Genomic DNA, 26,203 nt, shown 5'->3' with positions numbered 1-26,203 from the left:
CTTATTTACCAGCAGCTTGGTTAATCTTGTCGTAAAGATTCATAATAATTTTGACTAGAACGGCGCAGAAAAAGAATACAGAGAAGAAGCGAACAATAAGCAATGCTAAGACAAAACCGGGGTTAAAAGCATAGTAACCAATTTTGAAATATTCATAGGTAAAGCTCAAAAGGGTCGTACCAATGGCGCTATAAGTCAGAGCTAGCCAGTCGTAGCGTTTGTATCGCGTCGCAGCAAACCCAAGCTCGCTACCAAAACCTTGAATGAGCCCAGAAATCAACGTGCTCATGCCAAATTGGCTGCCATATAGTATCTCTGCGAGGGCTGCAAGCACTTCTCCAATCGTGGCGCTACCAGCTTTGTGAATGAGCATAGCTGACATAGGAGCTGCCATACACCAAAGACCAAACAAGACTTCATTGGCGAAAGGCTCCAAACCTGCTGGTGCTAAAATAGCTGTCAAAATGTTGTAAAGAAAACCTGAACCGACAAAAATCCCACCAAAAAGAATAGCCAAAAGAGCTAAGAGGATAACATCTCGTAAACTCCATTTTTCAAACATAAAAAAACTCCTTCTAACAGAGCAGATGAGGAGTTTTGGCACGACAAAATAAAATCTAATCACATAAATGATTAGAACGGTTTGGTCTTTCTTATACATTTCCCTGCGGCAGCATTAACTGCATCAGGTTCCATGGGTATAATCTCAGCCTCAGCACCCCAAATGTTCTTTTCTTTTTATTATGTTGCTATTCTAACATCTATTTTCAAAAATAGCAAGCAAAGGATTTTCAAAAATTTTGATGCATACGGCTGCTATAGCCTTAAACTATATCAAATCATAAAATGTTAAACGACACGCGATGAAATCAACGCTTAATATATATTTAGAATCTTGCCATAGTTTTTAACTATAGCAAACTCCTAGAAATTCCAATTATACAGAGCTTAGATTTTCTGTTAAGATAGTGTCAACAAGAAATTTTGGAGGATGACTATGTCAACTACGATTATTGGCTTCCCGCGTTTGGGAGAATTCCGCGAATTAAAATTCACTACTGAAAAATACTTTAGGAATGAAATTTCAGCTCAAGAGCTCCTGGCTGCTGCCAAGGACCTGCGCGCCAAGCACTGGAATATCGTCAAAGAGCACGGGATTACTGAAGTGCCGTCCAACGATTTTTCTCACTATGATAACGTTTTGGATGCTGCCTTCCTCTTTAACGTAGTGCCGTCCTCTGTTCAGGGCTTGGACCTGTCTGATTTGGAGCGTTATTTTTCCCTGGCCCGCGGCTACCAAGGGGAAAAAGGGGACGTCCGTGCCCTGCCCATGAAAAAATGGTTTAACACCAACTACCATTACATCGTTCCAAAGTTTGAAAAAGACACCCAGGTCAAACTGGCCGGTCACAAGATTTTTGACGAATACCAGGAAGCCAAGGAACTGGGTCTGGATACCCGTCCGGTTCTGGTAGGTCCCTTTACCCTTCTGCAGCTGTCCGACTTTGAAGAAGGGGTAGAGGCTGCCCAGTTTGTGGCTGCCATGGCCAAGGCCTATCAGGAAGTCTTTGCCAAATTGGCCGACCTAGGAGCTGAGCGCATCCAGCTGGATGAGCCAAGCCTGGTCAAGGACCTGTCCGCCGAAGAGAGGGACCTCTTCCTTGATCTCTACAGGAAACTCCTGGCTGACAAGAAGGGACTGGAAGTCCTGATTCAGACCTACTTCGGCGATGTTCGGGATATCTACTCTGATTTGATCGAACTGCCGGTAGACGCTATCGGTCTGGACTTCGTCGAAGGCAAGAAAACCCTGGAGCTGGTCAAGTCCGGCTTCCCGGCCGACAAGACCCTCTATGTCGGGATTGTCAACGGTAAGAATATCTGGTGCAATAATTATGAAAAGAGCCTAGCTGTCCTGAAGCAGGTTCCGGCTGAAAAGCTTGTGCTGACCAGCTCTTGCTCCCTCCTACATGTACCTTTCACCACAGCCAATGAAGACTTTGAAGAAGCCATCCTCAAGCACTTTGCCTTTGCGGCTGAGAAGTTGAATGAGCTTCGGGACCTAGATGCCATCCGCAATGGTGGCGGAGCAGAAGCCCTGGCTGCCAATAAGGAACTCTTTGCGACAGAGCGTGTCGGTCAAAATGCTGAATTGGCGACTCGTATCGCTGGATTGACAGATGCAGACTATACTCGTCTGCCGACCTTCGCAGAACGCGAAGCCATTCAGAAAGAAGCCTTCAAACTGCCGGCCCTTCCGACGACAACCATCGGTTCCTTCCCTCAGACCAAGGAAGTTCGGGCCAAGCGCCTGGCCTTCCGTAAGGGAGAACTGTCCCAGGAAGACTATGACAAGTTCCTGGCTGAACAGATTGACGAATGGATCAAGTGGCAGGAAGAAGTTGGTTTTGATGTTCTGGTTCACGGGGAATTTGAGCGTAATGACATGGTAGAATACTTCGGTCAAAACCTGTCCAGCTACCTCTTCTCCAAGAACGGTTGGGTGCAGTCCTACGGTATGCGTGGGGTGAAACCGCCGATTATCTGGGGCGATGTAACCCGCCTCAACCCGATTACTGTTAAATGGTCCAGCTATGCTCAAAGTCGGACTGACAAGCCGGTTAAGGGAATGCTGACGGGACCTGTAACCATCCTCAACTGGTCCTTCCCACGGGAAGATATTTCCATCAAGGACTCTACCCTGCAGATTGCTCTGGCCATCAAGGACGAAGTTCTGGACCTGGAAGCTGCCGGCGTTAAGATTATCCAAATCGATGAAGCTGCCCTGCGTGAAAAGCTGCCGCTCCGTCGTAGCGACTGGTATGAAGACTATCTGGACTGGGCTATTCCGGCCTTCCGTCTGGTCCACTCTACCGTAGCACCGAATACCCAGATCCATACCCACATGTGCTACTCAGAGTTTACCGATATCATTCCGGCCATTGACAACATGGATGCGGATGTCATCTCTTTTGAGGCCAGCCGCTCCAACCTGAAAATCCTGGATGAGCTCAAGGCCAAGAACTTCCAGACAGAAGTGGGACCTGGAGTTTACGATATCCACTCTCCTCGTGTACCAAATGAAGAGGAAATCGACCACACCATCGAAGCCATCCTGACCAAGGTGCCGAGCCGCAAGCTCTGGATCAATCCTGACTGCGGTCTGAAAACGCGTGGTATTACTGAAACCAAGGCCAGCCTGGTCCGCCTGGTAGAGGCAGCCAAGGCAGCGCGTGAAAAACTTTAATCAAAAAATAAGAGCTGACAGAAGGGCGGACCTGACCCTGCCCTTGCTGTCTTATACTCTTCGAAAATCAACATGATACTTTGCCAGTTTCAACAGTCCAGTGGACTGTTGAAAGTTGCGGATAAAAGGAATGCAGTTCCTGTCAAAAATTGTCTGGGAGACTGTTAGAGGTTGCAAATAAAGAAAGCGAAGCTTTTCTCTTATGTAACTCCAGTACTTTTGATGCAAACTAGGTTTGCTTTATCTGCAACCTCGTCTCGCTTTCGCGTCTAATTTTGATTTTCATTGAGTATTAGTAAAGGAATTGTAAAACATGTCTAGCCCAAGCCCGTCTCTCTCTTTTGAAGTATTTCCTCCCAATCCAGCAGTAGGCAATGAAAAGATTATGGCGGCCCTGAAGGAAATGCAGGATCTGGTGCCTCATTTCATCAGTGTTACAGCGAGTAATAATAAGTTCAATATTGAAGAAACGACGGTGCGTCTGGCGGACTTTATCCGCAATGACCTGCACATCCCGACCATTGCTCACCTGCCTGCGGTTTATCTGACTAAGGAAATGGTTACAGAAACTCTGACAGCACTTGATAAGGTAGGTGTTCATAAAGTATTGGCACTCAGAGGGGATATCCTCCCAGATGTGGAGCCCCAAAAGGATTTCGTCTATGCAACAGATTTGATTGAGTATATTAAGAAAGAAGCTCCTCACTTTGAGATTGTGGGGGCCTGCTATCCGGAAGGTCATCCGGACTCGCCCAATCAAATCTCAGATATCCAAAATCTCAAAAAGAAGGTGGATGCCGGCTGTTCCAGCCTTTTAACACAGCTTTTCTTTGATAATGAGAGTTTTTACGATTTTCAAGATAAATGTATCTTAGCAGGGATTGAGGTTCCTATTCATGCGGGGATTATGCCGATTTTAAACTGAAATCAAGCTCTTCGTTTGCTCAAAACCTGTGAAAACATTTATTTACCACGAAAATTTTGCTCTATTCTAGATAAATATGAACACGATCCAGAGTCACTTAGAGCAGCAGGATTAGCTTATGCGATTGACCAAATTGTTGACTTAGTCACTCAAGATGTGGCAGGCGTTCATTTATATACAATGAACAATTCCGATACTGCTCATCGAATTTATAAAGCGACGCATACATTTTTTGATAAGTAAGCATGTCCTGACTTGTTTTGGGAACAGGATGTTCTGACCTTTGTTGTTCTGCAGTTGCAGCTAGAAACCTTGAAAGAGTGCTGAAAATGCGCTCTTTTTGGTTTTCTGATAGATAGGAAATATTAAATAATGAAAGAATAGTATCATTATCTCTGACTATTCTACAAGAAAAGGGTTTCAAAAAAGAGTATAATAGAAGTAATCAAAGAATGAGGTGAATGAAATGACAGAAAAACGGTTTCCGAATGGCTTTTTATGGGGTGGTGCGACTGCTGCCAATCAGTATGAAGGTGGCTGAAATTTAGGTGGGCGTGGTCCGGCTACATCTGGTACAGCTAAAGCAGTGCGACCTGAAGAACGTCAAAATTTAGAAGGTTTCTCTGCGCCCATGACCAAAGCAAAAGTAGAAGCTGCTCTTAATGACAAGGAAGGACTCTACCCTAAGCGCTGGGGCTCTGACTTTTATCATCATTACAAGGAAGATATTGCTCTTTTCGCGGAAATGGGCTTTAAAACCTTCCGCCTCTCTATCGCTTGGAGTCGAATTTTTCCCAAGGGAGATGAAACCCAGCCTAATGAAGAAGGCTTGGCTTTCTATGACGCAGTTTTTGATGAACTCAATAAATATGGCATCGAACCTTTGGTGACCCTGTCGCACTATGAGACACCGATTCATTTGGCATTAGAGTACGGTGGCTGGAAGGATCGCCGAGTTATTGGCTTTTTCGAGCGCTATGTGCGGACAGTTTTTGAACGTTATAAAAATAAGGTGAAATATTGGCTGACATTTAATGAAATCAATATTATGGGCATTTCTGGCTATGTTGGCGGCGGACTGCTTTTTGAAGACGGGAAACAAAATTTCCAAGACTTGTATCAAGCAGCACATCACCAATTTGTAGCTAGCAGTTTAGCAGTCAAAGCAGCGCGAGAAATCAACCCAGACTTCAAAGTCGGTATGATGCTTGCTCGTATGCAAGCTTATGCGGCTACCTGCAATCCTTTGGATGTCATGGAGGAGATTCAGAAAGATCATGAAAATCTTTTCTTCTCGGATGTACAAGTCAGAGGGGAATACCCAAGTTATGCTCAACGCTTTTTCAAACAAAATGGTATTGAATTGCAGATAGAAGATGGTGACTTGGAGCTTCTAGCACAATACCCAGTTGATTTCATGTCCTTTAGTTATTATATGTCCTCTGTGGTACGCGCTCAAGAGGAAGCATCTGGTGAAAAGACTGCCGGTAATTTCTCAATGGGTGAAAAAAATCCTTATCTAGAAGCCTCTGATTGGGGTTGGCAAATTGACCCGGTGGGTCTGCGCATTACCCTTAATAAGCTCTATGACCGCTATCAAGTGCCACTTTTCATCGTGGAAAATAGTCTGGGAGCGTTGGATAAGATAGAAGCAGATGGTGCTATTCATGACAACTATCGAATCAATTATCTCAAGGCGCATATTAAGCAAATGTACGAAGCGATTGAGGACGGAGTGGAGCTTATGGGTTACACGCCTTGGGGCTGTATTGACTTGGTTTCTGCTTCTACTTCTGAGATGAGCAAGCGCTATGGATTTATCTATGTGGATGCAGATGATGAAGGAAATGGAAGTTATGACCGCTCCCGCAAGGATTCCTTCTTCTGGTACCAGAAAGTGATTGAAACAAACGGGGCAGCAGCCTTAGAAGAATAGAAAGGTCAACAGATGAGCAGAAAAATTATCTTTTTAGATGTAGACGGAACTTTGGTGGATTATGACAATCGCATTCCAGAATCTGCTATTCAGGCTATTCGTCAGGCGCGGGAAAATGGGCATCTGATCTATGTCTGTACGGGACGTAGTAAGGCGGAAATGCCTCAGGAAATCTGGGATATTGGTCTGGACGGTATGATTGGCGGGAATGGTTCTTATGTGGAGCATGAAGGCCAGGTTATTATGCATCAGCTGATTCCTTTAGAAGTGGAAAAGAGAGTTGTAGACTGGTTGCATGAGAGAGGATTGGAATTTTATTTAGAAAGTAACAACGGTCTCTTTGCTAGTGAACATTTTCGTGACGCAGCACGTCCGGTCATGAAACTTTATGCCAAGAAAAAAGGCAAAACAGATGCGGAAGTTGAACATCAAGAGGTTGAAGATGTGATGCACGGCATGGTCTTTGGTGGCGAGCTTTACCGAGATGATCTGAATAAAATCAGCTTTATTCTCACTTCTTATCAGGATCACTTGGACTCTAAGGAAGCTTTTCCAGAGCTCAAGGCTGGTACATGGGGTGGTCGTGGAGAGGAAGCTCTCTTTGGCGATCTAGGAGTTAAGGATATTACGAAGGCACATGCGATTGATGTACTGCTAGAGCATTTGGGGGCAAAAAAAGAAGATACAATTGCTTTTGGAGATGCCAAGATTGACATTCCGATGTTGGAATATTGTCAAATTGGGGTTTCTATGGGCAATGGCGGCCCAGAAATATTAGCCATGGCGGATATGGTGACAGATGATGTGGCCGAGGACGGTCTCTACAATGCCTTTGAAAAATTAGAACTTCTTTAGAGGAATATTTTATGACAAAAACACTTTATTTGATGCGACACGGACAAACTTTATTCAATAAGCGGCATCGGATTCAAGGCTGGTGTGACGCCCCTTTGACGGACTTAGGAGTGTATCAGGCTCAGGTGGCTAGGCAATATTTTAAAAATGCAGCAATTACGTTTGATGCGGCTTACAGCTCAACATCTGAGCGAGCTTGCGATACTTTAGAAATTGTTACAAATGGTAGTCTTCCTTATCAGCGAGTTAAAGGCCTCAAGGAATGGAATTTTGGAACCTTTGAAGGAGAAAGTGAAGACCTCAATCCTCCTTTGCCATATGAAGATTTTTTTGTGACCTATGGTGGCGAATCTCAAGACCAAGTTCGAGAGCGCACGGCTGCAACCATCCTACAGCTCATGCAAGAAACGAAAGGCAAGTCTGTTCTCATGGTATCTCACGGTGGTGCTATGGCTAATTTTGCTCGTGCTTGGAAAGATAATTGGCAACTGGATGAGTTGGGTCACATGACAAATTGTGGTATTTTGAAGTTTACTTTTGAACATGACCAATTTTACCTAGAAGAAGTGATTGGTCACGATTTTAGCGGCTGGGAGGAAGCGTAAATGAAAGATTTATATCTAATGCGGCATGGTCAAACTTTTTTCAATCAAGAAGGGTTGGTGCAAGGAGTGTGTGATTCACCGCTGACTGATTTAGGTATAGAGCAAGCCAAGCAAGCGCGAGCTTTTTTCGAGAAAAATGGCATTGAATTTGGCGGTATCTACTCTTCCACTCAAGAGAGGGCTTCTGATACCTTGGAAATTGTGACTGGTCGAACAGATTACACCCGTCTCAAGGGGGTGAAAGAGTGGAATTTTGGACTTTTTGAAGCTCAGCCAGAAAGATTGCAGCCCAAGTTTCGAGCTGGTGCGGTGTCTTTTGAAGATTTATACGTGCCTTATGGGGGTGAAGATGTGGCTCAAGTAGGAGAACGCATGCTGACCTCTCTGACAGAAGTCATGAAAAAAACGCCTGCTGTTGAGAATCCAACATTGGTCGTCAGTCACGGTGGCGCTATGTGGGCTTTTTATCTAAAAGTAGGCTATTTGCCTGATCCTAATATTTATTTCAGTAACTGTGCCATTTGTCATTACCAATATGAAAACGACCAGTTTCTGCTTCGACAAGTTATTGACCCATTGGCTAAAACGGTCTATGACTTGTAACGGCAACTTACTTATTATCGCTTAATCTCTTATAGAGAAAATAGCATAGAGTGACTGTTTAATAGTTGAATAAAAGAAAGAAAATGATGACCAAAACCATCATTTTCTTTCTTTTTATATGTAATTTCTCAAATTTCCTTTTTCTGTAGGTGATTGCATTAGTAAACTATCCTGAGCTCAAGTATTTTACGAAAAATCTCGAAGAATTTTTCGAGATCTGCAATATTATAAAAGCTATTCTTCTGTCACCCACACGCTTCTGGTGAAGATCATGGAGAGTAGGGCTAATCCAGCAAGTCCTACTCCTACGTACCAGTAGGGGAGGTCCATTGTGGTGGAGCGTCCAGACAGGTTGACAATGCCACGAAAGAGAACGCCAGTAGCAATGGTTGCAACCGCAGAATTCCAAAGATTGAGACTGAGCCGTGAAAGATTAGGAATCATTTTTTGGAAAATCAGAAGCACCACTCCTCCTATTAGTGGCACTCCAAAGAGATAATGCATATAAACTGAAGTCTCACCAAAGCTGAAGTGCTCGTAAATACGACTAAAAATGAAGAAAAATATTGTGATTAAGGCATAGACAACGGCTGTCTTTTTGAACCGTTTCTTGCTTGCTTTAGTAACCGATGTAGACAATGTCACTCACCGCCCTTTCTGAAATTGTTCCGTTTGTTGTTGGTTTATTGATGACCTTACCATTGAAGTAAAGAGTAGACGATCCTCCTCCGTCAAGGTTATAAGCTGTTTTCACCCCGTAAGATTTCATAACTTCTGCGAGTTCATAGAGAGAAAGTCCCGCGCTTTCTGAAGTTCGACCGTCTGATACAACGATAATATAGTGATTTTTGTCAATCATTCCAATAGCTGTACGCGGATTGGAAGACATGGATTGCCCCACTTCCGAATTGCTTGAAACAGCAATCTTACCGTTTTCAACCAAAGTTGGACCAAAAGCGAGAAGGTTTACAACACCTTTTTTAACCAAGTCATCAGCAGAAACATCATTTTCGTAAACAATTCCGAAGCTCCCATCTTTATAAATTGCTAGATCGCCATTACTAGCATCTTCACGAACGGTATTTCGATAGACAACACCATTGCGGATGACATAGCCAGTCGTGTTGGCTCCGTAGTAGTCTCCGTTGATAGCAAGAATGGCGTTGTTATTGGCTGCTGTGACAGAAGTCTTAGCAGTCACGTTATTTCCATAAGTATTTTGCGCTAGAGCGGTTTTGAGATATTCAGGCGAGCTGACCGTAATATCTGCAATGTATACTTTCGTGTTGCTGACGGTTTTTGTAGTAATCTTTACTGAAATATTATCGTCTTTATAGCTCGTATCAGTCGTTGTAGCATTTGTTGTGGCTTTAGCAGCAGTTGTACTTGTCGAGCTTGAAGAAGATTTCACAGTTGTAATAGACTCTGACAAGACAAAGGTTTTTAGCATTGAATGGGTAAATGATCCTGTTAGCAAAATACCAAAGAGACTGGCATAAGCATAGGATTTTTTAAATAATTTCATAATAAGGTATGAGTCCTTTCCTTGAAAATAATTTTTTTTTGCACGAGCCAAGATAGGCAAAAAAGTAGAGCGCCGACAATGATTTTAACAATCAGCAAATTGAGACCGAAGATGGCATAAAAGAGTCTAATCAAAAGGGTGTCAAGGATAAACAAGCCCAAGGCTAAACCGAAATAACCAGTCCCTGTTTTGGCGACACTGTCTTTATTTTTAAAGACCAGTTTTTTATTTGCGGAATAATTGAAAATCGAGCTCGTGACACGAGCCACTCCGTTTGCCAGTAAAATTTTGAGACTAGTTGGTACCGCAGCAAGCACAAAGAGGGCGAGAGCATAGACGATATAGTCAATCAAAAAACTACTAATTGAAGAGAGAGCAAACTTAAACATATCTTTATAAATCATAAGCCCGTCTCGTACCGGTCTAAAGTGAGAAGCTTGATTGTCATTGATATAAACCGTCTCAATTGGAACTTCAATGATAGGGTATTCTTTGGAAGCAGCTAGCAGCATATTCATTTCATATTCATAACGCCGCCCTTCAACCTTCAACATAAATGGAATCATGTTGGTTGTAAATCCACGAAGTCCTGTTTGGGTGTCTGTCACGGAAACACCAGTCTGTTGCTTAAACAGAAATCGTGTTAATTTATTTCCAAAAGCCGAACGTAAAGGAACGTTACCAGAAAAAGATCGAGTTCCCAAAATCAACCGATTAGGGTTTTCTTGAGCCTTTTTGCTCACTCGGAAAATATCCCAAACTTTGTGTTGACCGTCTGCATCAGCTGTGACCACTGCCCCATATTGACCTAAGGAATCAATATAAGAAAAAGCTGTTTTCAGCGCTTGCCCTTTCCCTTGATTTGTTGTATGGCATAGAATAGTAGCATATTTCTGTGCTTCTCGAAAAATGGAATCATCGTTAGCTGGACTGCCGTCATTTACCACGATGATTTGCAGCGAGCTCTTTTCCTTCACCTTTTGCAACAAATGAATAAGATGAAGGTCAGGTTTGTAAGCAGGAATGACTAAATAGTTCATGCGTTTACTCCTTTCTTAGAAAAGTGATAGAAAATTTACACAACAGTATATAGAGCATAGCTTAAAACTAACTGATATCAGCTTTTTTTAAGGTTTTGAAGTGGAATGGGTAATGGAATATAGGGAAAAACTGTGCTTTTTACAAAAACAAAAATCGAATTTTTCTTGCTATTTACCAGAAAGTTTAGTATAATAGTTATTCGTGAGAAAACCTCACTTACCCCTTGCAATGTCTGGGGGTCATTAGACCAAAAGGAGGAAAAATCAATGGCTAAATACGAAATTCTTTATATTATTCGTCCAAACATTGAAGAAGAAGCAAAAAACGCTTTGGTAGCACGCTTTGACTCTATCTTGACTGACAACGGTGCAACTGTTGTTGAATCAAAAGACTGGGAAAAACGTCGTCTTGCATACGAAATCCAAGATTTCCGTGAAGGACTTTACCACATCGTGAACGTTGAAGCTGAAGATGCTGTCGCTTTGAATGAATTTGATCGTCTTTCAAAAATCAACGCTGACATTCTTCGTCACATGATCGTCAAACTTGACGCATAAGAAGGGCTACTATGATAAATAACGTTGTACTTGTGGGTCGGATGACCCGAGATGCCGAACTTCGCTATACTCCGCAAAATCAAGCGGTCGCAACTTTTACTCTTGCTGTCAATCGCAACTTTAAAAATCAAAGTGGCGAGAGAGAAGCAGATTTCATTAACGTTGTGATTTGGCGCCAGCAGGCAGAAAATCTTGCAAATTGGGCTAAAAAAGGAGCTCTTATCGGAATTACTGGTCGGATTCAGACACGTAACTACGAAAACCAGCAAGGTCAACGTGTCTATGTGACAGAAGTGGTAGCTGACAATTTCCAACTGCTAGAAAGCCGTGCCAGCCGTGAAGGTCAATCTTCTGGTGGCTACACTTCTAATAACTTCGGAAATTCATCTTCCAATTTTGGGAACTCAACTTCTGTCAATCAAGTACCCAACTTTTCTCGTGATGAAAATCCATTTGGCAATACCAATCCAATGGATATCTCAGATGACGATCTACCATTTTAATGGACAAACAGAATAATGATATAAAGGAGAAAGAACATGGCTCAACAACGTCGTGGCGGATTTAAACGCCGTAAAAAAGTTGATTACATCGCAGCAAACAAGATTGAATATGTTGATTACAAAGATACTGAGCTTCTTAGCCGTTTCGTTTCAGAACGTGGGAAAATCCTTCCTCGTCGTGTAACAGGAACTTCAGCTAAAAACCAACGTAAAGTAACAACAGCAATCAAACGCGCTCGCGTAATGGCTTTAATGCCTTTCGTAAACGAAGACTAAAATATAAAAATGAGCATGAATTTCATAAAATCATGCTCATTTTTTAAAACTCAATCAGCAACTAAATAGGTTGCTTTTCTTATGCTCAAAATTGTTTGAAACGGTTGTCAAAAATACTTATTAGATCTTATTAAAACATCCACCTGTTGAAACAAGCGGATGTTCAAATAAAAATATGACTAAAGTTGTCTTGGTGCGGTTAAAGCACTGCGGATATTGAATTTCTTTTTGAGATAGAAACGAAGTGCCAAAGTTCCTCCACCAAACACAAGGATAAATAAGTTCGGCAGTTTTGGATTTAAAACTGCTGGCAACAGGAAGGTTGTTCCGTAAAGAACAACAGCCCACAAAATCGTAGCAGCTGAAATGATAAGAAGCGATTTGAAAAATGGTGGTTTTTGACTTTGGTCTTGGTCAGCATAATAAAAACGGTAAATAAAGTAGTACATTCCGTAAAATACGAGTGCCCCCACCGCGCTACCAAGTACAATCGTCACAACGCCATAATTGCTAGGATTTTTGGAGAATAAGTTAACACTACTATTTAAAATAGCAAACAAACTAAAGACAAATAAGAAAGCATCCATAATCATAAGATAAGGGTTGGTATTTTCTTGGACGGTCTGAGCTTCTTTTTGTTTTGCTTCTGAGAAATTTGCTGCCCAAACAGTTGGTGCTCCATAAAGTCCGCGAGCGGTGATGCCTTTTGCTTGATTTTCAAGGATTGTTGGGATAATCTCCTCTAGCAAGGCTTTGATTTCTTCGTCTGTTTTTCCGTCTTTGATGAGTTGGTGAGTTGCGATACGGACAAATTCTTGATTCTTTTTGCTTAATTTATCCAAAGAAACTTGTGTCATAAGATCTCCTTTTAATTAGAATAATTTTTTGTGAATAAGGTAAACAGTCAGGGAAACACTTATCGCAAAGGCGATAAAAATAATAATCCAAAAAGCGTGAGGTTCCCCGTTGAGCGGTAAGTCATTGTTTTTGAAGTTCATTCCATAGGCTGAAAAAATCATAGTTGGAATGGACATGACAATCGTCACTAAAGCTAGAGCTTTCATGATGTTATTTTGATTATTTGAAATGATAGAAGCAAACGTATCGGTCATGCTGTGCAAGATATTTCCATAAATATCTGCCATCTCAATCGCCTGCTGGGTCTCGATGAGTGTATCTTCCAGCAAGTCCTCATCTTCCAAATATTTCTTAATATTGCTTGTAGCGCTGGTCAATTTTTTAATCACGCGCTCATTGGTTTTCAAGGAAGCTTTGAAATAGACAATCGTTTTTTCAAGCTCCATGAGTTCAATCAATTCTTCATTGCGAGTGGACTTGTGCAGTTGACTTTCAATCTGCTCACTCTTGCGGTCAATAGAGCGTAACGCTGTCAGATAAAGCTCGGCATTGCGGTAAAGAATTTGGAAAATAAAGCGCGAACGCATGAAAGTATAGAAATTACGCAGTCGTCGATTGATAAAAATATCCAATAAAGGGAGTTTTTCCAAACAGGTGGTAATAATCGCCTCTTCGGTAATAATAATCCCTAGAGGGATGGTTACATAGTAAGTCTGATTATTTCGCTCCTCTGTAATTGGAACATCCACAATAATCAAGGTATATTCATCTTCGATGGTAACACGAGACATTTCCTCTGCGTCAAGGGGTGCTCGTAAGTCCGTAATATCAATGTCAAAGGCGTTGGCAATTTCAGTAGACTCACTTTGAGAAGGGTTGACTAAATTGATCCAAGTCCCCGACTCAAGCGTATCAATTTCTTTAAGTTCAGTTGTTGTTGATAGAAAGACTTGTTTCATGTTTTCCTCCTTCAGTTATTTGCACACCGTACTATTATACTATAAAATTCCGAGTTTTTGGGTAAAAGATTGTAGAAAATTTTGTTATAATAAAAAGAAGTTTAAAATAAAGTGTGGTAAGAATGCAGGATAAAATTATCATTCATGGAGCACGAGCTCATAATTTAAAAAATATTGATGTTACGATTCCGCGGGACAAGCTGGTTGTCGTGACTGGTTTGTCTGGTTCAGGCAAATCTAGCTTAGCTTTTGACACTCTCTATGCAGAGGGGCAACGTCGCTATGTAGAAAGTTTGTCTGCCTATGCCCGCCAATTTTTGGGCAATATGGAAAAACCAGACGTGGACTCAATTGACGGACTTAGTCCGGCCATTTCTATTGATCAAAAAACGACCAGCAAGAATCCACGGTCAACGGTTGGAACAGCAACAGAAATCAACGATTACCTTCGTTTGCTCTATGCGCGTGTGGGTACTCCTTACTGTATCAATGGGCATGGAGCTATTACTGCTTCTGCTGTGGAACAAATCGTCAATCAAGTTTTGGAATTACCCGAACGTCAGCGATTACAAATTCTAGCGCCAGTTATCCGTAAGAAAAAAGGACAGCACAAGACAATCTTTGAAAAAATCCAAAAAGATGGGTATGTGCGAGTGCGCGCGGACGGGGACGTTTATGATGTAACCGAAGTCCCAGATCTTTCTAAAACGAAAAAGCACGATATCGAAGTAGTGGTGGACCGAATTGTTATTAAGGACGGTGTACGCAGTCGGTTGTTTGATTCGATTGAAGCAGCCTTAAGAATTGCGGACGGTTACGTGGTGATCGATACGATGGATGGCAAGGAATTACTCTTTTCCGAGCATTATGCTTGTCCAGTCTGTGGCTTTACGGTACCTGAGTTGGAGCCTCGCCTCTTTTCTTTTAATGCACCATTCGGCTCTTGTCCTGATTGTGACGGTCTGGGTGTGAAGTTGGAAGTGGACTTGGATATGGTGGTTCCTGACAGTAGTAAAACCTTGCGGGAAGGCGCCTTAGCTCCGTGGAATCCTATTTCTTCAAATTACTATCCTCAAATGCTAGAGCAGGCAATGACGGAATTTGGTATTGATATGGATAAGCCATTTGAGGACCTGACAGAAGACGAGCGGCAGCTGATTTTCTTTGGCTCTGAAGGGCGAGAATTTCATTTCCATTATGAAAATGAATTTGGTGGCGTGCGGGATATCGACATCCCTTTTGAAGGCGTCGTGACCAATATCAACCGTCGCTACCATAAGACCAATAGTGATTTCACCCGTACCCAGATGCGGCTTTATATGAATGAGCTGACGTGTGCAAGCTGCCATGGTTATCGACTGAATCCACAAGCCTTGTCTGTTAAAGTGGGGGGTGAAGGTGGTCTTAATATTGGCCAGGTATCTGATTTGTCTATTGCAGATCATTTAGAATTACTTTCTCATCTGACTTTGACTGAAAATGAAGTGGCCATTGCAACACCGATTATTAAAGAAATTCGCGATCGCTTGACTTTTCTTCATAATGTCGGACTTAATTATCTAACTCTGTCTCGGTCTGCGGGAACATTGTCGGGTGGGGAGAGTCAGCGGATCCGCTTGGCGACTCAAATCGGCTCTAATCTCAGCGGTGTTCTTTATATCTTAGATGAGCCTTCTATCGGTCTTCATCAGCGGGATAACAATCGCTTGATTGCCAGTCTCAAAAAAATGCGTGATTTGGGTAATACCCTCATTGTGGTTGAACATGATGAAGATACTATGCGCGAAGCTGATTGGTTGATTGATGTTGGACCTGGAGCAGGTGTTTTCGGTGGCGAAATTGTTGCGGCAGGCACGCCTGATCAAGTTGCGAAAAACAAAAAATCCATTACAGGTCAATACTTGTCAGGTAAACGCAAGATTGAAGTTCCGCTAGAACGCCGAGTTGGAAATGGGCGCTTTATTGAAATCACAGGTGCGCAAGAGCACAATTTGCAAAATATCACAGCTCGTTTCCCTCTAGGAAAATTCATTGCTGTGACAGGTGTTTCTGGTTCCGGAAAGTCTACTCTGGTTAATTCGATTTTGAAAAAGGCGATTGCGCAAAAGCTCAATCGAAATTCAGATAAACCGGGGAAATTTAAAAAGATTTCAGGGATTGAGCATATCGATCGTTTGATTGATATTGACCAAAGCCCGATTGGACGGACTCCTCGCTCCAATCCTGCTACTTATACTGGGGTTTTCGATGATATTCGTGACCTTTTTGCCAAGACCAATGAAGCCAAAATTCGCGGTTATAAAAAGGGGCGCTTTAGTTTCAATGTCAAGGGTGGACGTTGTGAAGCCTGCTCTGGAGACGGGATTATCAAAATTGAGATGCATTTTCTACCAGATGTCTACGTTCCTTGTGAAGTTTGTCACGGCACTCGCTACAATAGTGAAACTCTGGAAGTGCATTATAAGGATAAGAATATCGCACAAGTTTTGGATATGACAGTCAATGACGCAGTCGAATTCTTCAAACATATTCCGAAAATCGAGCGCAAATTACAAACGATTAAAGACGTAGGACTAGGATATGTAACGTTAGGACAACCAGCCACAACTCTTTCTGGTGGGGAGGCTCAGCGGATGAAACTAGCCAGCGAACTTCACAAGCGCTCAACAGGTAAGTCTTTCTATATTCTGGATGAACCAACTACAGGTCTGCACACGGAGGATATTGCGAAACTTCTCCAAGTGCTATCACGTTTTGTAGACGATGGCAACACGGTTCTCGTCATCGAACATAATTTGGACGTTATTAAGACAGCCGATTACATTATTGACCTTGGACCAGAAGGTGGTATTGGTGGAGGTACTATTATTGCAACTGGCACACCAGAAGAAGTAGCTACAAACTCTGCTAGCTATACTGGCCAGTATCTAAAAGGAAAGTTAAAATAAGATTTAAAAGACTCTGCTTTTTTAGGCAGAGTCTTTTTTATAATAAATTACGAATTTTTTCTTTTATAAATGGGTTAAGAGAATAGTGTTTATCCAGATATTCTAGGAGTGCTTGAGCAGACTCAGAAATGCGTTCGTAACCTTGCAAAAAGTGAGGCAATTGCTTGGCTTCCTTTGGATAACCTTCTTCAAATCGTCTGTTGGTATTAAAGATATCTATAAAATTAGATTTAGAAGTTGTTTCCAAACTGATTAGTTCAGTCCAAAGCTTGACGGATCTGTTTTGGATGAAATCATAAGCAGCTAAATTTTCGCCTCGCTGATAGCGACCTAGCCCTAAATATAGATTACATGAAATTTCTCCCAACAGCCATTCACGGTCTCTGTTTTCTTTTGATGGCAGTCTTTGTGGCTGACAGATTGTTTCATCAAAACCGACCTCCTTCCAGATAATCTTGCCTTCAGCGAAGGGAATGTTTACTAGTTCATGAGCTTCAAAGACAGCAAATTCACAAAAAACATCATCTTCAAATAGAACTTTATGTCCGTCCACTGTATTTTGGTAGTGAAATGCAATTGGTTCTAGCTTACTTAACCAGGTTAGGTCTTGGATATAGGTCTGCTTGTAGCCATCTTTTACAATAACAAAGAAGTCTAAATCTGAGTACTGATCCAATCGTTCTCTTTCTGTTCCGCAAGAACCAAGTGCCAGCAAAGCTAGTGCTTGTTTCGAATCTTTTAGAGACTGACCAATCTCATCTAGTCTTTGTAACAGTAATTCTGTTTTATTCATATCGTTACCTCATTCTTTCTTGTTTAACAAAAATTATACATTTAGCGCTTTCAAATGTCAATTTCATCTAATCCTAACTATATAGATTGTATTATTTTCGGTATTTTTTTGCTATAATAAATTGAATCATTTTACGGAGGTTTTCTCATGTTATCAAGAGTTGAAAAATTTGAAGTAGCCTTAAAACAGACAGAGTGTGATGCTGTTTTAGTAACCAATCTGAAGAATATTTACTATCTAACGGGTTTTAGCGGAACAGAAGCGACAGTTTTCATTAGCAAAACGCGACGGATTTTTTTGACAGATTCCCGCTATACCTTGATTGCCAAAGGCGTGGTAAAAGATTTTGATATTGTCGAAACGCGTGATGCTTTGGGGGAAATCGCTAAAATTATTGGGGGCGATAAATTAGAAAAAATTGGCTTTGATGATCAAGTGTCCTATGCCTACTTCAAAATGCTGAAACGCGTATTTGCAGCCTATGAACTGATACCTATGAGCAGTTTCATTGAAAATCTACGCATGATAAAAGATGCGGAAGAAATTGATACGATTCGAAAAGCTTGTCAAATTTCTGACCAAGCCTTTCTAGATGTTTTGGATTTTATCAAGCCGGGGCAAACAACGGAGCTACAAGTCATGAACTTTTTAGATGCTCGCATGCGGCAACTTGGCGCGTCAGGAGCCTCTTTTGACTTTATTATTGCATCAGGTTACCGCTCTGCCATGCCGCATGGGGTTGCCAGTGAGAAGGTAATCCAGACTGGTGAGACGTTGACCATGGATTTTGGTTGCTACTACAAGCATTACGTCAGCGATATGACGCGAACTATTCATGTCGGTCATGTGACGGATGAGGAGCGTGAGATTTACGATATTGTATTACGGAGCAACCAAGCTCTGATTGAAGCGGCGAAAGCTGGTATGAGTCGTATTGAGTTTGATCAAGTACCGCGCAAAGTGATTAACGATGCAGGTTACGGACAATATTTCACGCATGGAATTGGGCATGGGATTGGTCTTGATATTCATGAAATCCCTTATTTTGGTAAATCCTCTGAGCCGATTGAAGCAGGTATGGTCTTAACAGATGAGCCAGGCATTTATTTGGACGGAAAATACGGCGTGCGGATTGAAGATGACATTCTCATCACAGGCGCAGGTTGTGAGCTTTTAACGCTTGCGCCAAAAGAATTAATTGTTATTTGAGAATTGTCAATGTTTATGATAAAATAAAGAGAAATCTATTTTAAAAGAGGTAATAATAATGATTGAAGCAAGTAAGCTGAAAGCTGGTATGACGTTTGAAACAACGGACGGCAAATTGATTCGTGTCCTTGAAGCAAGCCACCATAAACCAGGTAAAGGGAATACTGTTATGCGTATGAAATTACGGGATGTACGCACAGGTTCAACTTTTGACACAACTTACCGCCCTGAAGAAAAATTTGAACAAGCAATTATTGAAACGCGCCCAGCACAATACTTGTACCAAATGGATGACACAGCTTATTTCATGGATACAGAGTCATTTGAACAATATGAAATCCCAGTAGCAAATGTAGAGCAAGAATTGAAATTTATTCTTGAAAATTCAGAAGTGAAAATTCAATTTTACGGAAGCGAAGTTATCGGTGTTACAGTTCCAACGACTGTAGAATTAGTCGTAACAGATACACAACCTTCTATCAAAGGAGCAACAGTAACAGGTTCTGGTAAGCCAGCTACTCTTGAAACAGGTCTGGTAGTGAACGTACCGGACTTTATCGAAGTTGGACAAAAATTGATTATCAATACGCAAGAAGGAACTTACATTTCTCGTGCATAATTTATGCTAAGAACTAGAAGTTCTTAAATTACTATCAAATTCAGACTGAGAGCCTGACAAATATTGTGCAGACTCCTTGAATGTCTTTGTGTCTTAAGAAAGGACAAGTTATGGCAACTGAACAATTAGGCGAAATCGTTATCGCACCGCGTGTCTTAGAAAAAATTATTGCCATTGCAACGGCTAAAGTGGACGGTGTTTACTCTTTCGCAAATAAAAGCATGTCTGACAGCCTTGCAAAACGTTCTTTAGGACGTGGCGTCTATCTTCATACTGCCAGTGATGGTGAAGTAACTGTTGACATTTATTTATACTTAGAATACGGTGTAGGGGTTCCAGCAGTAGCTGTTGCTATTCAAAAAGCTGTTAAAAGTGCTGTTTCTGATATGGCAGAAGTTGAATTATCCGCAGTAAACATCCATGTAGCGGGTATTGTGCCTGAAAAAACACCAAAACCAGATTTAAAAGATTTGTTCGATGAGGATTTCCTCAATGACTGATGTACAACTGGAAGCAAGAAGAGAACTACGTGAACGTGCATTTCAAGCATTAATGAGTTTGGAATATGAAAAAGACATTGTAGAAGCGTGTCGTTTTGCATATCTCTATGATAAAGATATGACAAACGATTCTGATGTGGAAATTCCAGCCTTTTTATTGAACCTCGTCACGGGTGTTGAACAGTCTAAAAACGAGTTGGATGACAAGCTTAGCCAGTACCTAAAAGAAGGTTGGACTTTGGAACGTCTTACATTGGTAGAAAAAAATATTCTTCGCTTGGGATTGTTTGAGATGACAGAGTTTGATACACCTCAACTAGTCGCAATCAATGAAGCAATTGAGCTATCTAAAAAATTCTCAGATGAAAAATCGAGCAAGTTTATCAATGGCATTTTGAGTAAATTTGTTATAGAATAACTTTTAAGAAGAAATGAACATAGATTGAGAGAACGAACTTCGTTCTCTCTTTTTGCTTGTTTTCACTCTGAAGTGACAGGGATGCTGTTCACGAGACCCAAAAGAGATGCACTAAGATAAAAAATAGATAGAAGAAAACCAAAGGGTTCTCCTTCATGTTATCCTTAAAAGGTAAGTAAAAGGAAGGAGAAGGAAATGGAGTTCAAGGAGTTATATGCCAAGGTGAGAGGAATTGTGTTGAAGTGTCGGAGGGAATATTATGTCCACCTGTGGGAATTAAGCGATTGGGACCAAGAGGGCATGTTGGTGCTCTATCAGTTGGTGAGTCGCTATCCGCAGCTGGTAGAGACAGAAAGTCAGCTCTATGTTTACTATAAGACCAAGTTCCGCAATCATATCCTGGACGTCCTCCGTAAACAGGAAAGTCAAAAACGCAAACTTGATCGTCAAGCTTATGAAGAAGTGAGCGAGATTGGTCACAAGCTCAGCCTAAAAGAACTATATCTGGATGAATTGGTGATTCTCCGAGACCAGCTAAAGAGCTATCAAGCTCAACTGAGCCCAGAGAAACAGGAGCAGTACGAACGCTTACTAGCCGATGAACGGTTCAAAGGCCGCCAAGCTATGATTCGAGAATTAAGAGCCTACTTAAAAGACTATAGCGATTAAGACAAGTCAGAACTTTTCCCTTTTTAAAGGTCATTTTCATTTTGCTACCTCTAAAAAATTTAATTCACTTTTTTTCATTTTCCTCTTGACATGGAACGCGTTCCAGATTGTACAATGAAGTCAAGCTAGCGAAGAAATAAGATTTGAACTCGGAGTGGAGCGCAAATCCATAAAGAAAAGGAGAGAAAAATCATGCAAACAAGAACGATTAAACGTATTTTTACTAATATGGATGGGGCACTTTTAAATTCAAAGGGGCAAGTTTCCGAAAGGAATGCCAGACGCATTCGCAGAGCAGATATTCCGATTACGCTGGTATCTGCGCGTGTGCCAATGGAGATGCGTGAGGCTATTGAATTGTTGGGTTTGCAAGGTCCGCAAGTGGGCTTTAATGGTGGTTTGATTTATGAGGTTGTCAATCATCAAATTCGTCCGCTGCACATCAAGATTATTTTCAAGCAGACCGCGGCAACGATTTTACAGGCGGTGCGGTAGCATTTTCAGCAGGTCAAGTCTCAGTTATTATGACTTGAATCATTGGTATTGTGATACAGTAGATGAAAGAATTTGTTACGAATACGACTTGACTCATCAGGCACCGACTCAGGTTCATGATGAAGATTGTTTTTTTTCAGCTTGTGATAATCTGTTTAAAATCATGATGATTAGTTTTGAAGAGGAAGAAATGCAAGATTTGCAGACTTATCTGAATAGTCTAGGACTAACTAGTGTGACAATTCTGCGTTCTGGTCGGTTTTATTTAGAAATCATTAGCAAAGAAGCTCGAAAATCATCAGGGATTGATTACATTAGCCGGAAAGAAAATCTAAAAAAAGAAGAAACAGCTGCCTTTGGTGACGGTCACAATGACATTCCGATGCTAGAAATGGTTGGTTTTCCGATTGTCATGGACAATGCCTTTAAAGATGTGAAGGCACATGCTTTTAAAATTACCAAGAGTAACGATGAGGACGGAGTTGGTTACGGAATTCACAGGTATCTCGTCAGTTAAGCTTGAAAATCAGAAAGGAACTCGATGACCAATATTTGAGAAATAGCGAAGTTGAGTGGCTATTCGGTGTCCAGTGTGTCGCGCGTGCTCAACAATCACCCATATGTGTCAGACGAGGCACGGGGGAAAATCCTGCAAATTGTCAGAGAACTGGACTATACTCTAAATCTAGTCGCAAAAGAACTGAGTTTGGGCAATACTTATAAAGTGGGTGTAGTCATTCCTCATGTGCATCACACTTATTTTACCAAGTTCATCAACGGTATGTTGGATCAAGCGCAGAGGAGTGCCTATAATTTGCTGCTTTTGCCGTCTCAGTATGACAAAGAACTAGAGCTTCAGTACCTGGAACAATTGCGAGGTCAGGCTTTTGATCATTTGATTTTCACCTCACGAAGCATAGGTTTGGAAACCATTGCTTCCTATGCTAAGTACGGAAATATTGTCTGCTTAGAAACGGTAAATCATTCTCAACTGAGTAGTGTCTATGTGGATCGCAAACCAGCTTGCAGAGAAGCTTTTCGCTGGTTGAAGTAACTGGGTTATCAACATTTAGCCCTTATTTTCACTCGTAAAGACAAGCGCAGTTCTACCTATCAGCTGGGTCAGAAAAGTTTCAAGCAGGTTTTATCTGAAGAGAAAAGAACCATTGTACTCAAATCGGAATTTATAGAACGGTGAAAATTCTGTAGTTTTGCAAAAAGATATTGTTTGTAGTCTAACTTGTATCGTTTTTTATTTGAGGTGATGCAAAGTCTCATTAGAGTGAAGTCAATCCTGATAACTTTGATGTAGGAATGTTGTGTTTGATCTAAGCCTAGAAACGGCTGATATCACGAATTTAGAATGACAGGCATAAACTGGATTTTAGAAGCTACGAAAGGATGTGTTTAGTGAAATTAAATTTAAGAGATAAAAAACGAATCCTTAAAAAGTTTCTTGATTGTATTCTATAGCAATTCCCCTGACAGAATATAGAATTCTGTTAGGGGAATTTTTGATATAAAAATGCATTAAATTACTTGACAAATTATATATATATATATAATTTGTACTGGAGAGGTTTTAATTATATTATGAAAATAGGGAAAATTGTACCATTTGTTTTGTTGCTTTTGATTGTCATTCTTTTTCCGCTGAATCCTTATATAGCAGCTTTTATCGCTGTGATGAGTCTAGGGATAGCATTTTTGATTCGGAGGAAATAGAACATGAAAATAGTGAAGAATTTCATAAAAAAAGTTTTAGGGGCTAAGATTTACGTTTGGATTGTGTTAGCCGTTCTTGCTACTTTTTTTGTTGTCGCAAAAACTTATAATATTATTGGGTATTTCCAAGGGAAAAATGCTTCAGATGAGCGGAGTCAGATTTACACTCAAATCACGCATCTAGAGAAAGTCAACGAAAGTGTCTTTTTAAATGTCGGAATTCAAAGGGTTGAAATGATTGAGAAAGATAAGAAAATACCTGGAACTAATGTCAGCATTCCACTGTCTATAAAGAAGGCTATTATTATTCTTAATTATAATGCTAAATTCGGGATTAAGGAAGCAGTGAAGGTTAGAAAGCTTGCGGAACATCAGTATGAATTAACTATTCCTAAATATAAAGTGATAGGAGTAGGGGTTCCAGATAATCCAAAATATCGATATAAACTATATGATACAAGAGGACAGCTGTTGAGTGGAGCAACCGAAAATATTGATACGGGAGAATATGTATCCAGAGGGCTTAGTAGTAAGGAGCAAGAAGGGTATATCAAGCAGTATAAAAAAATTATCACAGAGTCAGCAGAACATTACTATACAAATATTGTGAGGAGTATTGATCCAGAAGCTAAAGTCACATTTAAAAACGTGAATGGGTGAATGGATAGTAAGAAAATGAGTTTTAATGGCTGGACGAAGATTAGTATGAAAGCAAAAAAGGCTTAGAATCTGGTTTAAATAAACCTTGATTTTAAGCCTTTTATAGTGTCGTTGGTTATCTATTTATGCCCCAAAATGGCGTTTTTGTCCGATCTCTTTAGAATAAACAGTCTTCTTAACACTGACTAGAATGACGGCGTCTAGGGGATAAGTTAAGTATTAGAAGGTTTAATATTTACTATTTTATTTTACTTTGTTGCATAATTACGGTATATTAGGTATAACATATTTTATTGGAGGCATGCTAAATGAATCATCAATGGGATAAACATAAATTTTTATTTATGATCTGTACAGTATTGCTACTGGTTTTAGGGAGCATAGTCTATTTTCTTGTTCATTCTAGGACAGATGGCACTCCTAATGAAAAACAAGTGGCGTCATTTACAACATCTTCGCTGTCGGCTAGTTCTGACAATCAAGTTAACATCACAGGGGATTATATGGCCAATACAGGTGATAAAGCCCGACTTGATAGGAATGGTAAGCAGAATGGTAAGCAATGGACGATTGGCTACCAGACTCCTGATGGTGCTGTTTCAGGACAATTTACGACAGAGTGGAAAACGGAAGGGGATGCTTTAGTTGCAATGGATAAAATGAAAAAGTCAGATGGAAATACAGATTTTACAATAACGATACGTATTTTCAAATATAAAGCAAAAAAGAATCATCTGATTACCATCACTATGTCTGATGGAAACCCAAATCACGAAATGGCTTTTGCAAATCAAAAGGATTTCTTTGAGTCAAGCAAGGAGGGTAAAAAAGAGCCCCCTAATCAACAAGATTTAGATATTGCAGCCATTATGAAAGGTGATTATAGGACTTTGGCAGGATACTGGAAGAATGAGGAAGGCAGAGAAATAACTATAAGCTCAGACGGAAAAACGAACAGAAATGAGAATATCTCTCCCAATTTAATCTCCACTTCCAAGTTTCCAACACTCAATATACGATGGGGTAATACAGGGGCTCTGATTGCCTTATTTAAAATTGGTTTTAAAAATCCGTATGGTGATAAATCTGATACCAGCAGACCAAGATTGTTGCTCGGTCAAAATATCGGAAATGAACCTGCTGATCAGTATTATTATAGGCAATAAGGATAAATACTAAGTTATTTTTCTTTCTTGAAGAAAAGATAATGAAAAGCTCTTGACTTGTAATCAACAATAAGTGGTATAGGGATTCTAGTTTTCCAACAGTTCACCATTTTTTGCGAATCTACTTTTCTCCTACATTTGGTCAGATAATTTGCAAAATTAATATGAAAGCGCTATAATTTTGACAGATTAATATTAGGAGGATTGGTTTTATGAAATCATCTAAAGCCACAATCACAATTTTTTCCGCTCTTGCTTCGGTTATTTTATTGACCAGCTGTGGAACGAAGACGACAGACAATAAGGCTGTGCAAAGTAGCACATCTGACAGTAAAGTCACCATGACTTATGACCAATTGCGGTCAAGGGAAAATACCATGTCCACTCTTTGGTATCAAAAGTCAGATGAAGCTAAAGCGCTGTACCTGCAAGGTTATAATGTTGCAACAAATCGTTTGAAAGAATTGCTGCAAAAACCGACAGATAAGCCTTACTCAATCGTTCTTGACTTAGATGAAACAGTATTAGACAACAGTCCTTATCAAGTTCAAAATGTCAAAGACGGTACGGCCTTTAATCCTAAAAATTGGGATGCATGGGTGAAAAAAGCTTCAGCTAAGGCAGTTCCTGGTGCCAAAGAATTTCTCCAGTATGCACATCAAAACGGTGTTCAAATCTACTATGTTTCTGACCGTGATGCGAGCCAGGTAGATGCGACAATTAAGAATTTGGAAAAAGAAGGCATTCCAGTACAAGGGAAAGACCATTTGATGTTCTTAGAAAAAGGTGTGAAATCAAAAGAAGGTCGCCGTCAGAAAGTACAAGAAACGACGAATTTGGCCATGCTTTTAGGTGATAACCTCGTTGACTTTGCGGATTTCTCAAAAACATCAGCAGAAGAACGTAGTAAGAAATTAGAAGAATTAAAGAACGAATTCGGTGAAAAGTTCATCATCTTCCCAAATCCAATGTACGGTTCATGGGAAAGCACTGTTTATAACGGTAAAAAATTAGATGCGAAAGGCCAAACTGAAGAACGTCAAAAAGCATTAGAAGGATATAAAAAATAAAAAGGAAAACAGACTCAATGTCAACTGTAGTGGGTAACCTA

Annotated in this window: 24 protein-coding genes, 3 pseudogenes and 1 riboswitch; of the genes and pseudogenes, 20 read left to right on the top strand and 7 right to left on the bottom strand. The window is 40.7% G+C overall.

The window, feature by feature from the left end; all coding sequences use genetic code 11:
* Nucleotide 1: 1 nt before the first annotated feature.
* Nucleotides 2–562, bottom strand: coding sequence for an ECF transporter S component (locus EL087_RS07875; protein WP_126407843.1), 561 nt, complete (start codon nt 560–562; stop codon nt 2–4).
* Between the two features lie 83 nt (nt 563–645).
* Nucleotides 646–733, bottom strand: a riboswitch (TPP riboswitch).
* A 264-nt stretch (nt 734–997) separates the two neighbouring features.
* Here EL087_RS07875 and metE point away from each other — a divergent pair.
* From metE to EL087_RS07845, 6 genes and pseudogenes are all read left to right on the top strand, one after another.
* Nucleotides 998–3,247 carry a 5-methyltetrahydropteroyltriglutamate--homocysteine S-methyltransferase gene (gene metE, locus EL087_RS07870; RefSeq protein ID WP_126407841.1) on the top strand — a complete coding sequence of 750 codons (2,250 nt, stop codon included), beginning with the start codon at nt 998–1,000 and terminating at the stop codon, nt 3,245–3,247.
* A gap of 313 nt (nt 3,248–3,560) precedes the next feature.
* A pseudogene (gene metF / locus EL087_RS07865) lies at nt 3,561–4,415 on the top strand (methylenetetrahydrofolate reductase [NAD(P)H]).
* 223 nt (nt 4,416–4,638) lie between these two features.
* Nucleotides 4,639–6,108, top strand: a pseudogene (locus EL087_RS07860) (glycoside hydrolase family 1 protein).
* Between the two features lie 12 nt (nt 6,109–6,120).
* A complete protein-coding gene (locus EL087_RS07855) occupies nt 6,121–6,963 on the top strand; it encodes a Cof-type HAD-IIB family hydrolase (RefSeq protein ID WP_126407839.1) in 843 nt (280 codons plus the stop codon).
* A gap of 11 nt (nt 6,964–6,974) precedes the next feature.
* Complete coding sequence (locus tag EL087_RS07850; protein ID WP_003030523.1) at nt 6,975–7,568, top strand: histidine phosphatase family protein; 594 nt, start codon at nt 6,975–6,977, stop codon at nt 7,566–7,568.
* Complete coding sequence (locus EL087_RS07845; protein WP_003030549.1) at nt 7,569–8,171, top strand: histidine phosphatase family protein; 603 nt, start codon at nt 7,569–7,571, stop codon at nt 8,169–8,171.
* Nucleotides 8,172–8,405: 234 nt separating this feature from the next.
* On the opposite strand, the gene EL087_RS07840 is transcribed toward EL087_RS07845, so the two are convergent.
* The 3 genes from EL087_RS07840 to EL087_RS07830 are packed head-to-tail and all read right to left on the bottom strand — an operon-like array spanning nt 8,406 to nt 10,736.
* On the bottom strand, nt 8,406–8,816 hold the full coding sequence (locus EL087_RS07840; RefSeq protein ID WP_049533362.1) for a hypothetical protein: 411 nt from the start codon (nt 8,814–8,816) through the stop codon (nt 8,406–8,408).
* A complete protein-coding gene (locus EL087_RS07835; RefSeq protein WP_126407837.1) occupies nt 8,791–9,696 on the bottom strand; it encodes a phosphodiester glycosidase family protein in 906 nt (301 codons plus the stop codon). The genes EL087_RS07840 and EL087_RS07835 overlap by 26 nt, the downstream gene beginning before the upstream one ends.
* Entirely contained in the window at nt 9,693–10,736 is a 1,044-nt protein-coding gene (locus EL087_RS07830; protein ID WP_126407835.1) for a bifunctional glycosyltransferase family 2/GtrA family protein, read from the bottom strand. Before EL087_RS07830 ends, EL087_RS07835 begins: the two co-directional genes overlap by 4 nt.
* A 267-nt stretch (nt 10,737–11,003) precedes the next feature.
* Between EL087_RS07830 and rpsF the strand changes: the two genes are divergently transcribed.
* Genes rpsF through rpsR form a run of 3 tightly spaced genes read left to right on the top strand, consistent with a single transcriptional unit; the run spans nt 11,004 to nt 12,073 of the window.
* Nucleotides 11,004–11,294: a 30S ribosomal protein S6 gene (rpsF, locus tag EL087_RS07825; RefSeq protein ID WP_003026325.1), complete on the top strand. Its 291-nt coding sequence runs from the start codon at nt 11,004–11,006 to the stop codon at nt 11,292–11,294.
* Between the two features lie 11 nt (nt 11,295–11,305).
* Entirely contained in the window at nt 11,306–11,797 is a 492-nt protein-coding gene (locus EL087_RS07820) for a single-stranded DNA-binding protein (RefSeq protein ID WP_021002092.1), read from the top strand.
* Nucleotides 11,798–11,833: 36 nt separating this feature from the next.
* Nucleotides 11,834–12,073 carry a 30S ribosomal protein S18 gene (gene rpsR, locus EL087_RS07815; protein ID WP_000068664.1) on the top strand — a complete coding sequence of 80 codons (240 nt, stop codon included), beginning with the start codon at nt 11,834–11,836 and terminating at the stop codon, nt 12,071–12,073.
* 179 nt (nt 12,074–12,252) lie between these two features.
* On the opposite strand, the gene EL087_RS07810 is transcribed toward rpsR, so the two are convergent.
* A complete protein-coding gene (locus EL087_RS07810) occupies nt 12,253–12,930 on the bottom strand; it encodes a DUF1129 domain-containing protein (RefSeq protein WP_117644765.1) in 678 nt (225 codons plus the stop codon).
* Between the two features lie 15 nt (nt 12,931–12,945).
* Entirely contained in the window at nt 12,946–13,890 is a 945-nt protein-coding gene (locus tag EL087_RS07805; RefSeq protein ID WP_003026319.1) for a magnesium transporter CorA family protein, read from the bottom strand.
* Between the two features lie 122 nt (nt 13,891–14,012).
* On the opposite strand from EL087_RS07805, the gene uvrA reads away from it, so the two are divergent.
* The gene (gene uvrA / locus EL087_RS07800) at nt 14,013–16,838 is read left to right on the top strand and encodes an excinuclease ABC subunit UvrA (RefSeq protein ID WP_126407833.1); all 2,826 of its coding nucleotides are present in this window, start codon (nt 14,013–14,015) and stop codon (nt 16,836–16,838) included.
* Nucleotides 16,839–16,875: 37 nt separating this feature from the next.
* Here the strand turns inward: uvrA and EL087_RS07795 are convergent, their stop codons facing one another.
* The gene (locus tag EL087_RS07795) at nt 16,876–17,631 is read right to left on the bottom strand and encodes a hypothetical protein (RefSeq protein WP_049513876.1); all 756 of its coding nucleotides are present in this window, start codon (nt 17,629–17,631) and stop codon (nt 16,876–16,878) included.
* A gap of 147 nt (nt 17,632–17,778) precedes the next feature.
* Here EL087_RS07795 and EL087_RS07790 point away from each other — a divergent pair, with 147 nt between their 5' ends.
* The 10 genes and pseudogenes from EL087_RS07790 to EL087_RS07745 all read left to right on the top strand — a co-directional run bounded on the left by EL087_RS07790 (nt 17,779) and on the right by EL087_RS07745 (nt 26,162).
* Nucleotides 17,779–18,840 carry a M24 family metallopeptidase gene (locus tag EL087_RS07790; RefSeq protein WP_126407831.1) on the top strand — a complete coding sequence of 354 codons (1,062 nt, stop codon included), beginning with the start codon at nt 17,779–17,781 and terminating at the stop codon, nt 18,838–18,840.
* A gap of 58 nt (nt 18,841–18,898) precedes the next feature.
* Nucleotides 18,899–19,459 (top strand): elongation factor P, encoded by a 561-nt coding sequence (gene efp, locus EL087_RS07785; RefSeq protein WP_003037772.1) that lies wholly within the window; start codon nt 18,899–18,901, stop codon nt 19,457–19,459.
* Nucleotides 19,460–19,569: 110 nt separating this feature from the next.
* Nucleotides 19,570–19,959 (top strand): Asp23/Gls24 family envelope stress response protein, encoded by a 390-nt coding sequence (locus EL087_RS07780; RefSeq protein ID WP_003037725.1) that lies wholly within the window; start codon nt 19,570–19,572, stop codon nt 19,957–19,959.
* A complete protein-coding gene (gene nusB / locus EL087_RS07775; RefSeq protein ID WP_003039673.1) occupies nt 19,952–20,377 on the top strand; it encodes a transcription antitermination factor NusB in 426 nt (141 codons plus the stop codon). Before EL087_RS07780 ends, nusB begins: the two co-directional genes overlap by 8 nt.
* Before the next feature lie 195 nt (nt 20,378–20,572).
* Nucleotides 20,573–21,046 carry a sigma-70 family RNA polymerase sigma factor gene (locus tag EL087_RS07770; protein WP_126407829.1) on the top strand — a complete coding sequence of 158 codons (474 nt, stop codon included), beginning with the start codon at nt 20,573–20,575 and terminating at the stop codon, nt 21,044–21,046.
* Between the two features lie 192 nt (nt 21,047–21,238).
* Nucleotides 21,239–22,058: pseudogene (locus EL087_RS07765) on the top strand (Cof-type HAD-IIB family hydrolase).
* A gap of 66 nt (nt 22,059–22,124) precedes the next feature.
* Nucleotides 22,125–22,595, top strand: coding sequence for a LacI family DNA-binding transcriptional regulator (locus EL087_RS07760; protein ID WP_232008246.1), 471 nt, complete (start codon nt 22,125–22,127; stop codon nt 22,593–22,595).
* A gap of 674 nt (nt 22,596–23,269) precedes the next feature.
* Entirely contained in the window at nt 23,270–23,926 is a 657-nt protein-coding gene (locus EL087_RS07755) for a phosphoribosylglycinamide synthetase (protein ID WP_106083798.1), read from the top strand.
* A 308-nt stretch (nt 23,927–24,234) separates the two neighbouring features.
* On the top strand, nt 24,235–25,092 hold the full coding sequence (locus EL087_RS07750) for a DUF6287 domain-containing protein (RefSeq protein WP_126407827.1): 858 nt from the start codon (nt 24,235–24,237) through the stop codon (nt 25,090–25,092).
* A gap of 212 nt (nt 25,093–25,304) precedes the next feature.
* Complete coding sequence (locus tag EL087_RS07745) at nt 25,305–26,162, top strand: 5'-nucleotidase, lipoprotein e(P4) family (protein WP_126407825.1); 858 nt, start codon at nt 25,305–25,307, stop codon at nt 26,160–26,162.
* The last annotated feature ends 41 nt before the right edge of the window (nt 26,163–26,203 follow it).

Origin of the sequence: Streptococcus milleri, assembly GCF_900636525.1 — a bacterium.
Lineage (GTDB): Bacteria > Bacillota > Bacilli > Lactobacillales > Streptococcaceae > Streptococcus > Streptococcus hominis.
This window is presented reverse-complemented; position numbering and strand designations above follow the sequence as displayed.

Excerpts from the sequence above, each read along its gene's own strand:
- EL087_RS07875 (WP_126407843.1), bottom strand. The coding sequence starts at position 562 with ATGTTTGAAAAATGGAGTTTACGAGATGTTATCCTCTTAGCTCTTTTG.
- metE (WP_126407841.1), top strand. The coding sequence starts at position 998 with ATGTCAACTACGATTATTGGCTTCCCGCGTTTGGGAGAATTCCGCGAA.
- EL087_RS07855 (WP_126407839.1), top strand. The coding sequence starts at position 6,121 with ATGAGCAGAAAAATTATCTTTTTAGATGTAGACGGAACTTTGGTGGAT.
- EL087_RS07850 (WP_003030523.1), top strand. The coding sequence starts at position 6,975 with ATGACAAAAACACTTTATTTGATGCGACACGGACAAACTTTATTCAAT.
- EL087_RS07845 (WP_003030549.1), top strand. The coding sequence starts at position 7,569 with ATGAAAGATTTATATCTAATGCGGCATGGTCAAACTTTTTTCAATCAA.
- EL087_RS07835 (WP_126407837.1), bottom strand. The coding sequence starts at position 9,696 with ATGAAATTATTTAAAAAATCCTATGCTTATGCCAGTCTCTTTGGTATT.
- EL087_RS07830 (WP_126407835.1), bottom strand. The coding sequence starts at position 10,736 with ATGAACTATTTAGTCATTCCTGCTTACAAACCTGACCTTCATCTTATT.
- rpsF (WP_003026325.1), top strand. The coding sequence starts at position 11,004 with ATGGCTAAATACGAAATTCTTTATATTATTCGTCCAAACATTGAAGAA.
- EL087_RS07820 (WP_021002092.1), top strand. The coding sequence starts at position 11,306 with ATGATAAATAACGTTGTACTTGTGGGTCGGATGACCCGAGATGCCGAA.
- rpsR (WP_000068664.1), top strand. The coding sequence starts at position 11,834 with ATGGCTCAACAACGTCGTGGCGGATTTAAACGCCGTAAAAAAGTTGAT.
- EL087_RS07810 (WP_117644765.1), bottom strand. The coding sequence starts at position 12,930 with ATGACACAAGTTTCTTTGGATAAATTAAGCAAAAAGAATCAAGAATTT.
- EL087_RS07805 (WP_003026319.1), bottom strand. The coding sequence starts at position 13,890 with ATGAAACAAGTCTTTCTATCAACAACAACTGAACTTAAAGAAATTGAT.
- uvrA (WP_126407833.1), top strand. The coding sequence starts at position 14,013 with ATGCAGGATAAAATTATCATTCATGGAGCACGAGCTCATAATTTAAAA.
- EL087_RS07795 (WP_049513876.1), bottom strand. The coding sequence starts at position 17,631 with ATGAATAAAACAGAATTACTGTTACAAAGACTAGATGAGATTGGTCAG.
- EL087_RS07790 (WP_126407831.1), top strand. The coding sequence starts at position 17,779 with ATGTTATCAAGAGTTGAAAAATTTGAAGTAGCCTTAAAACAGACAGAG.
- efp (WP_003037772.1), top strand. The coding sequence starts at position 18,899 with ATGATTGAAGCAAGTAAGCTGAAAGCTGGTATGACGTTTGAAACAACG.
- EL087_RS07780 (WP_003037725.1), top strand. The coding sequence starts at position 19,570 with ATGGCAACTGAACAATTAGGCGAAATCGTTATCGCACCGCGTGTCTTA.
- nusB (WP_003039673.1), top strand. The coding sequence starts at position 19,952 with ATGACTGATGTACAACTGGAAGCAAGAAGAGAACTACGTGAACGTGCA.
- EL087_RS07770 (WP_126407829.1), top strand. The coding sequence starts at position 20,573 with ATGGAGTTCAAGGAGTTATATGCCAAGGTGAGAGGAATTGTGTTGAAG.
- EL087_RS07755 (WP_106083798.1), top strand. The coding sequence starts at position 23,270 with ATGAAAATAGTGAAGAATTTCATAAAAAAAGTTTTAGGGGCTAAGATT.
- EL087_RS07750 (WP_126407827.1), top strand. The coding sequence starts at position 24,235 with ATGAATCATCAATGGGATAAACATAAATTTTTATTTATGATCTGTACA.
- EL087_RS07745 (WP_126407825.1), top strand. The coding sequence starts at position 25,305 with ATGAAATCATCTAAAGCCACAATCACAATTTTTTCCGCTCTTGCTTCG.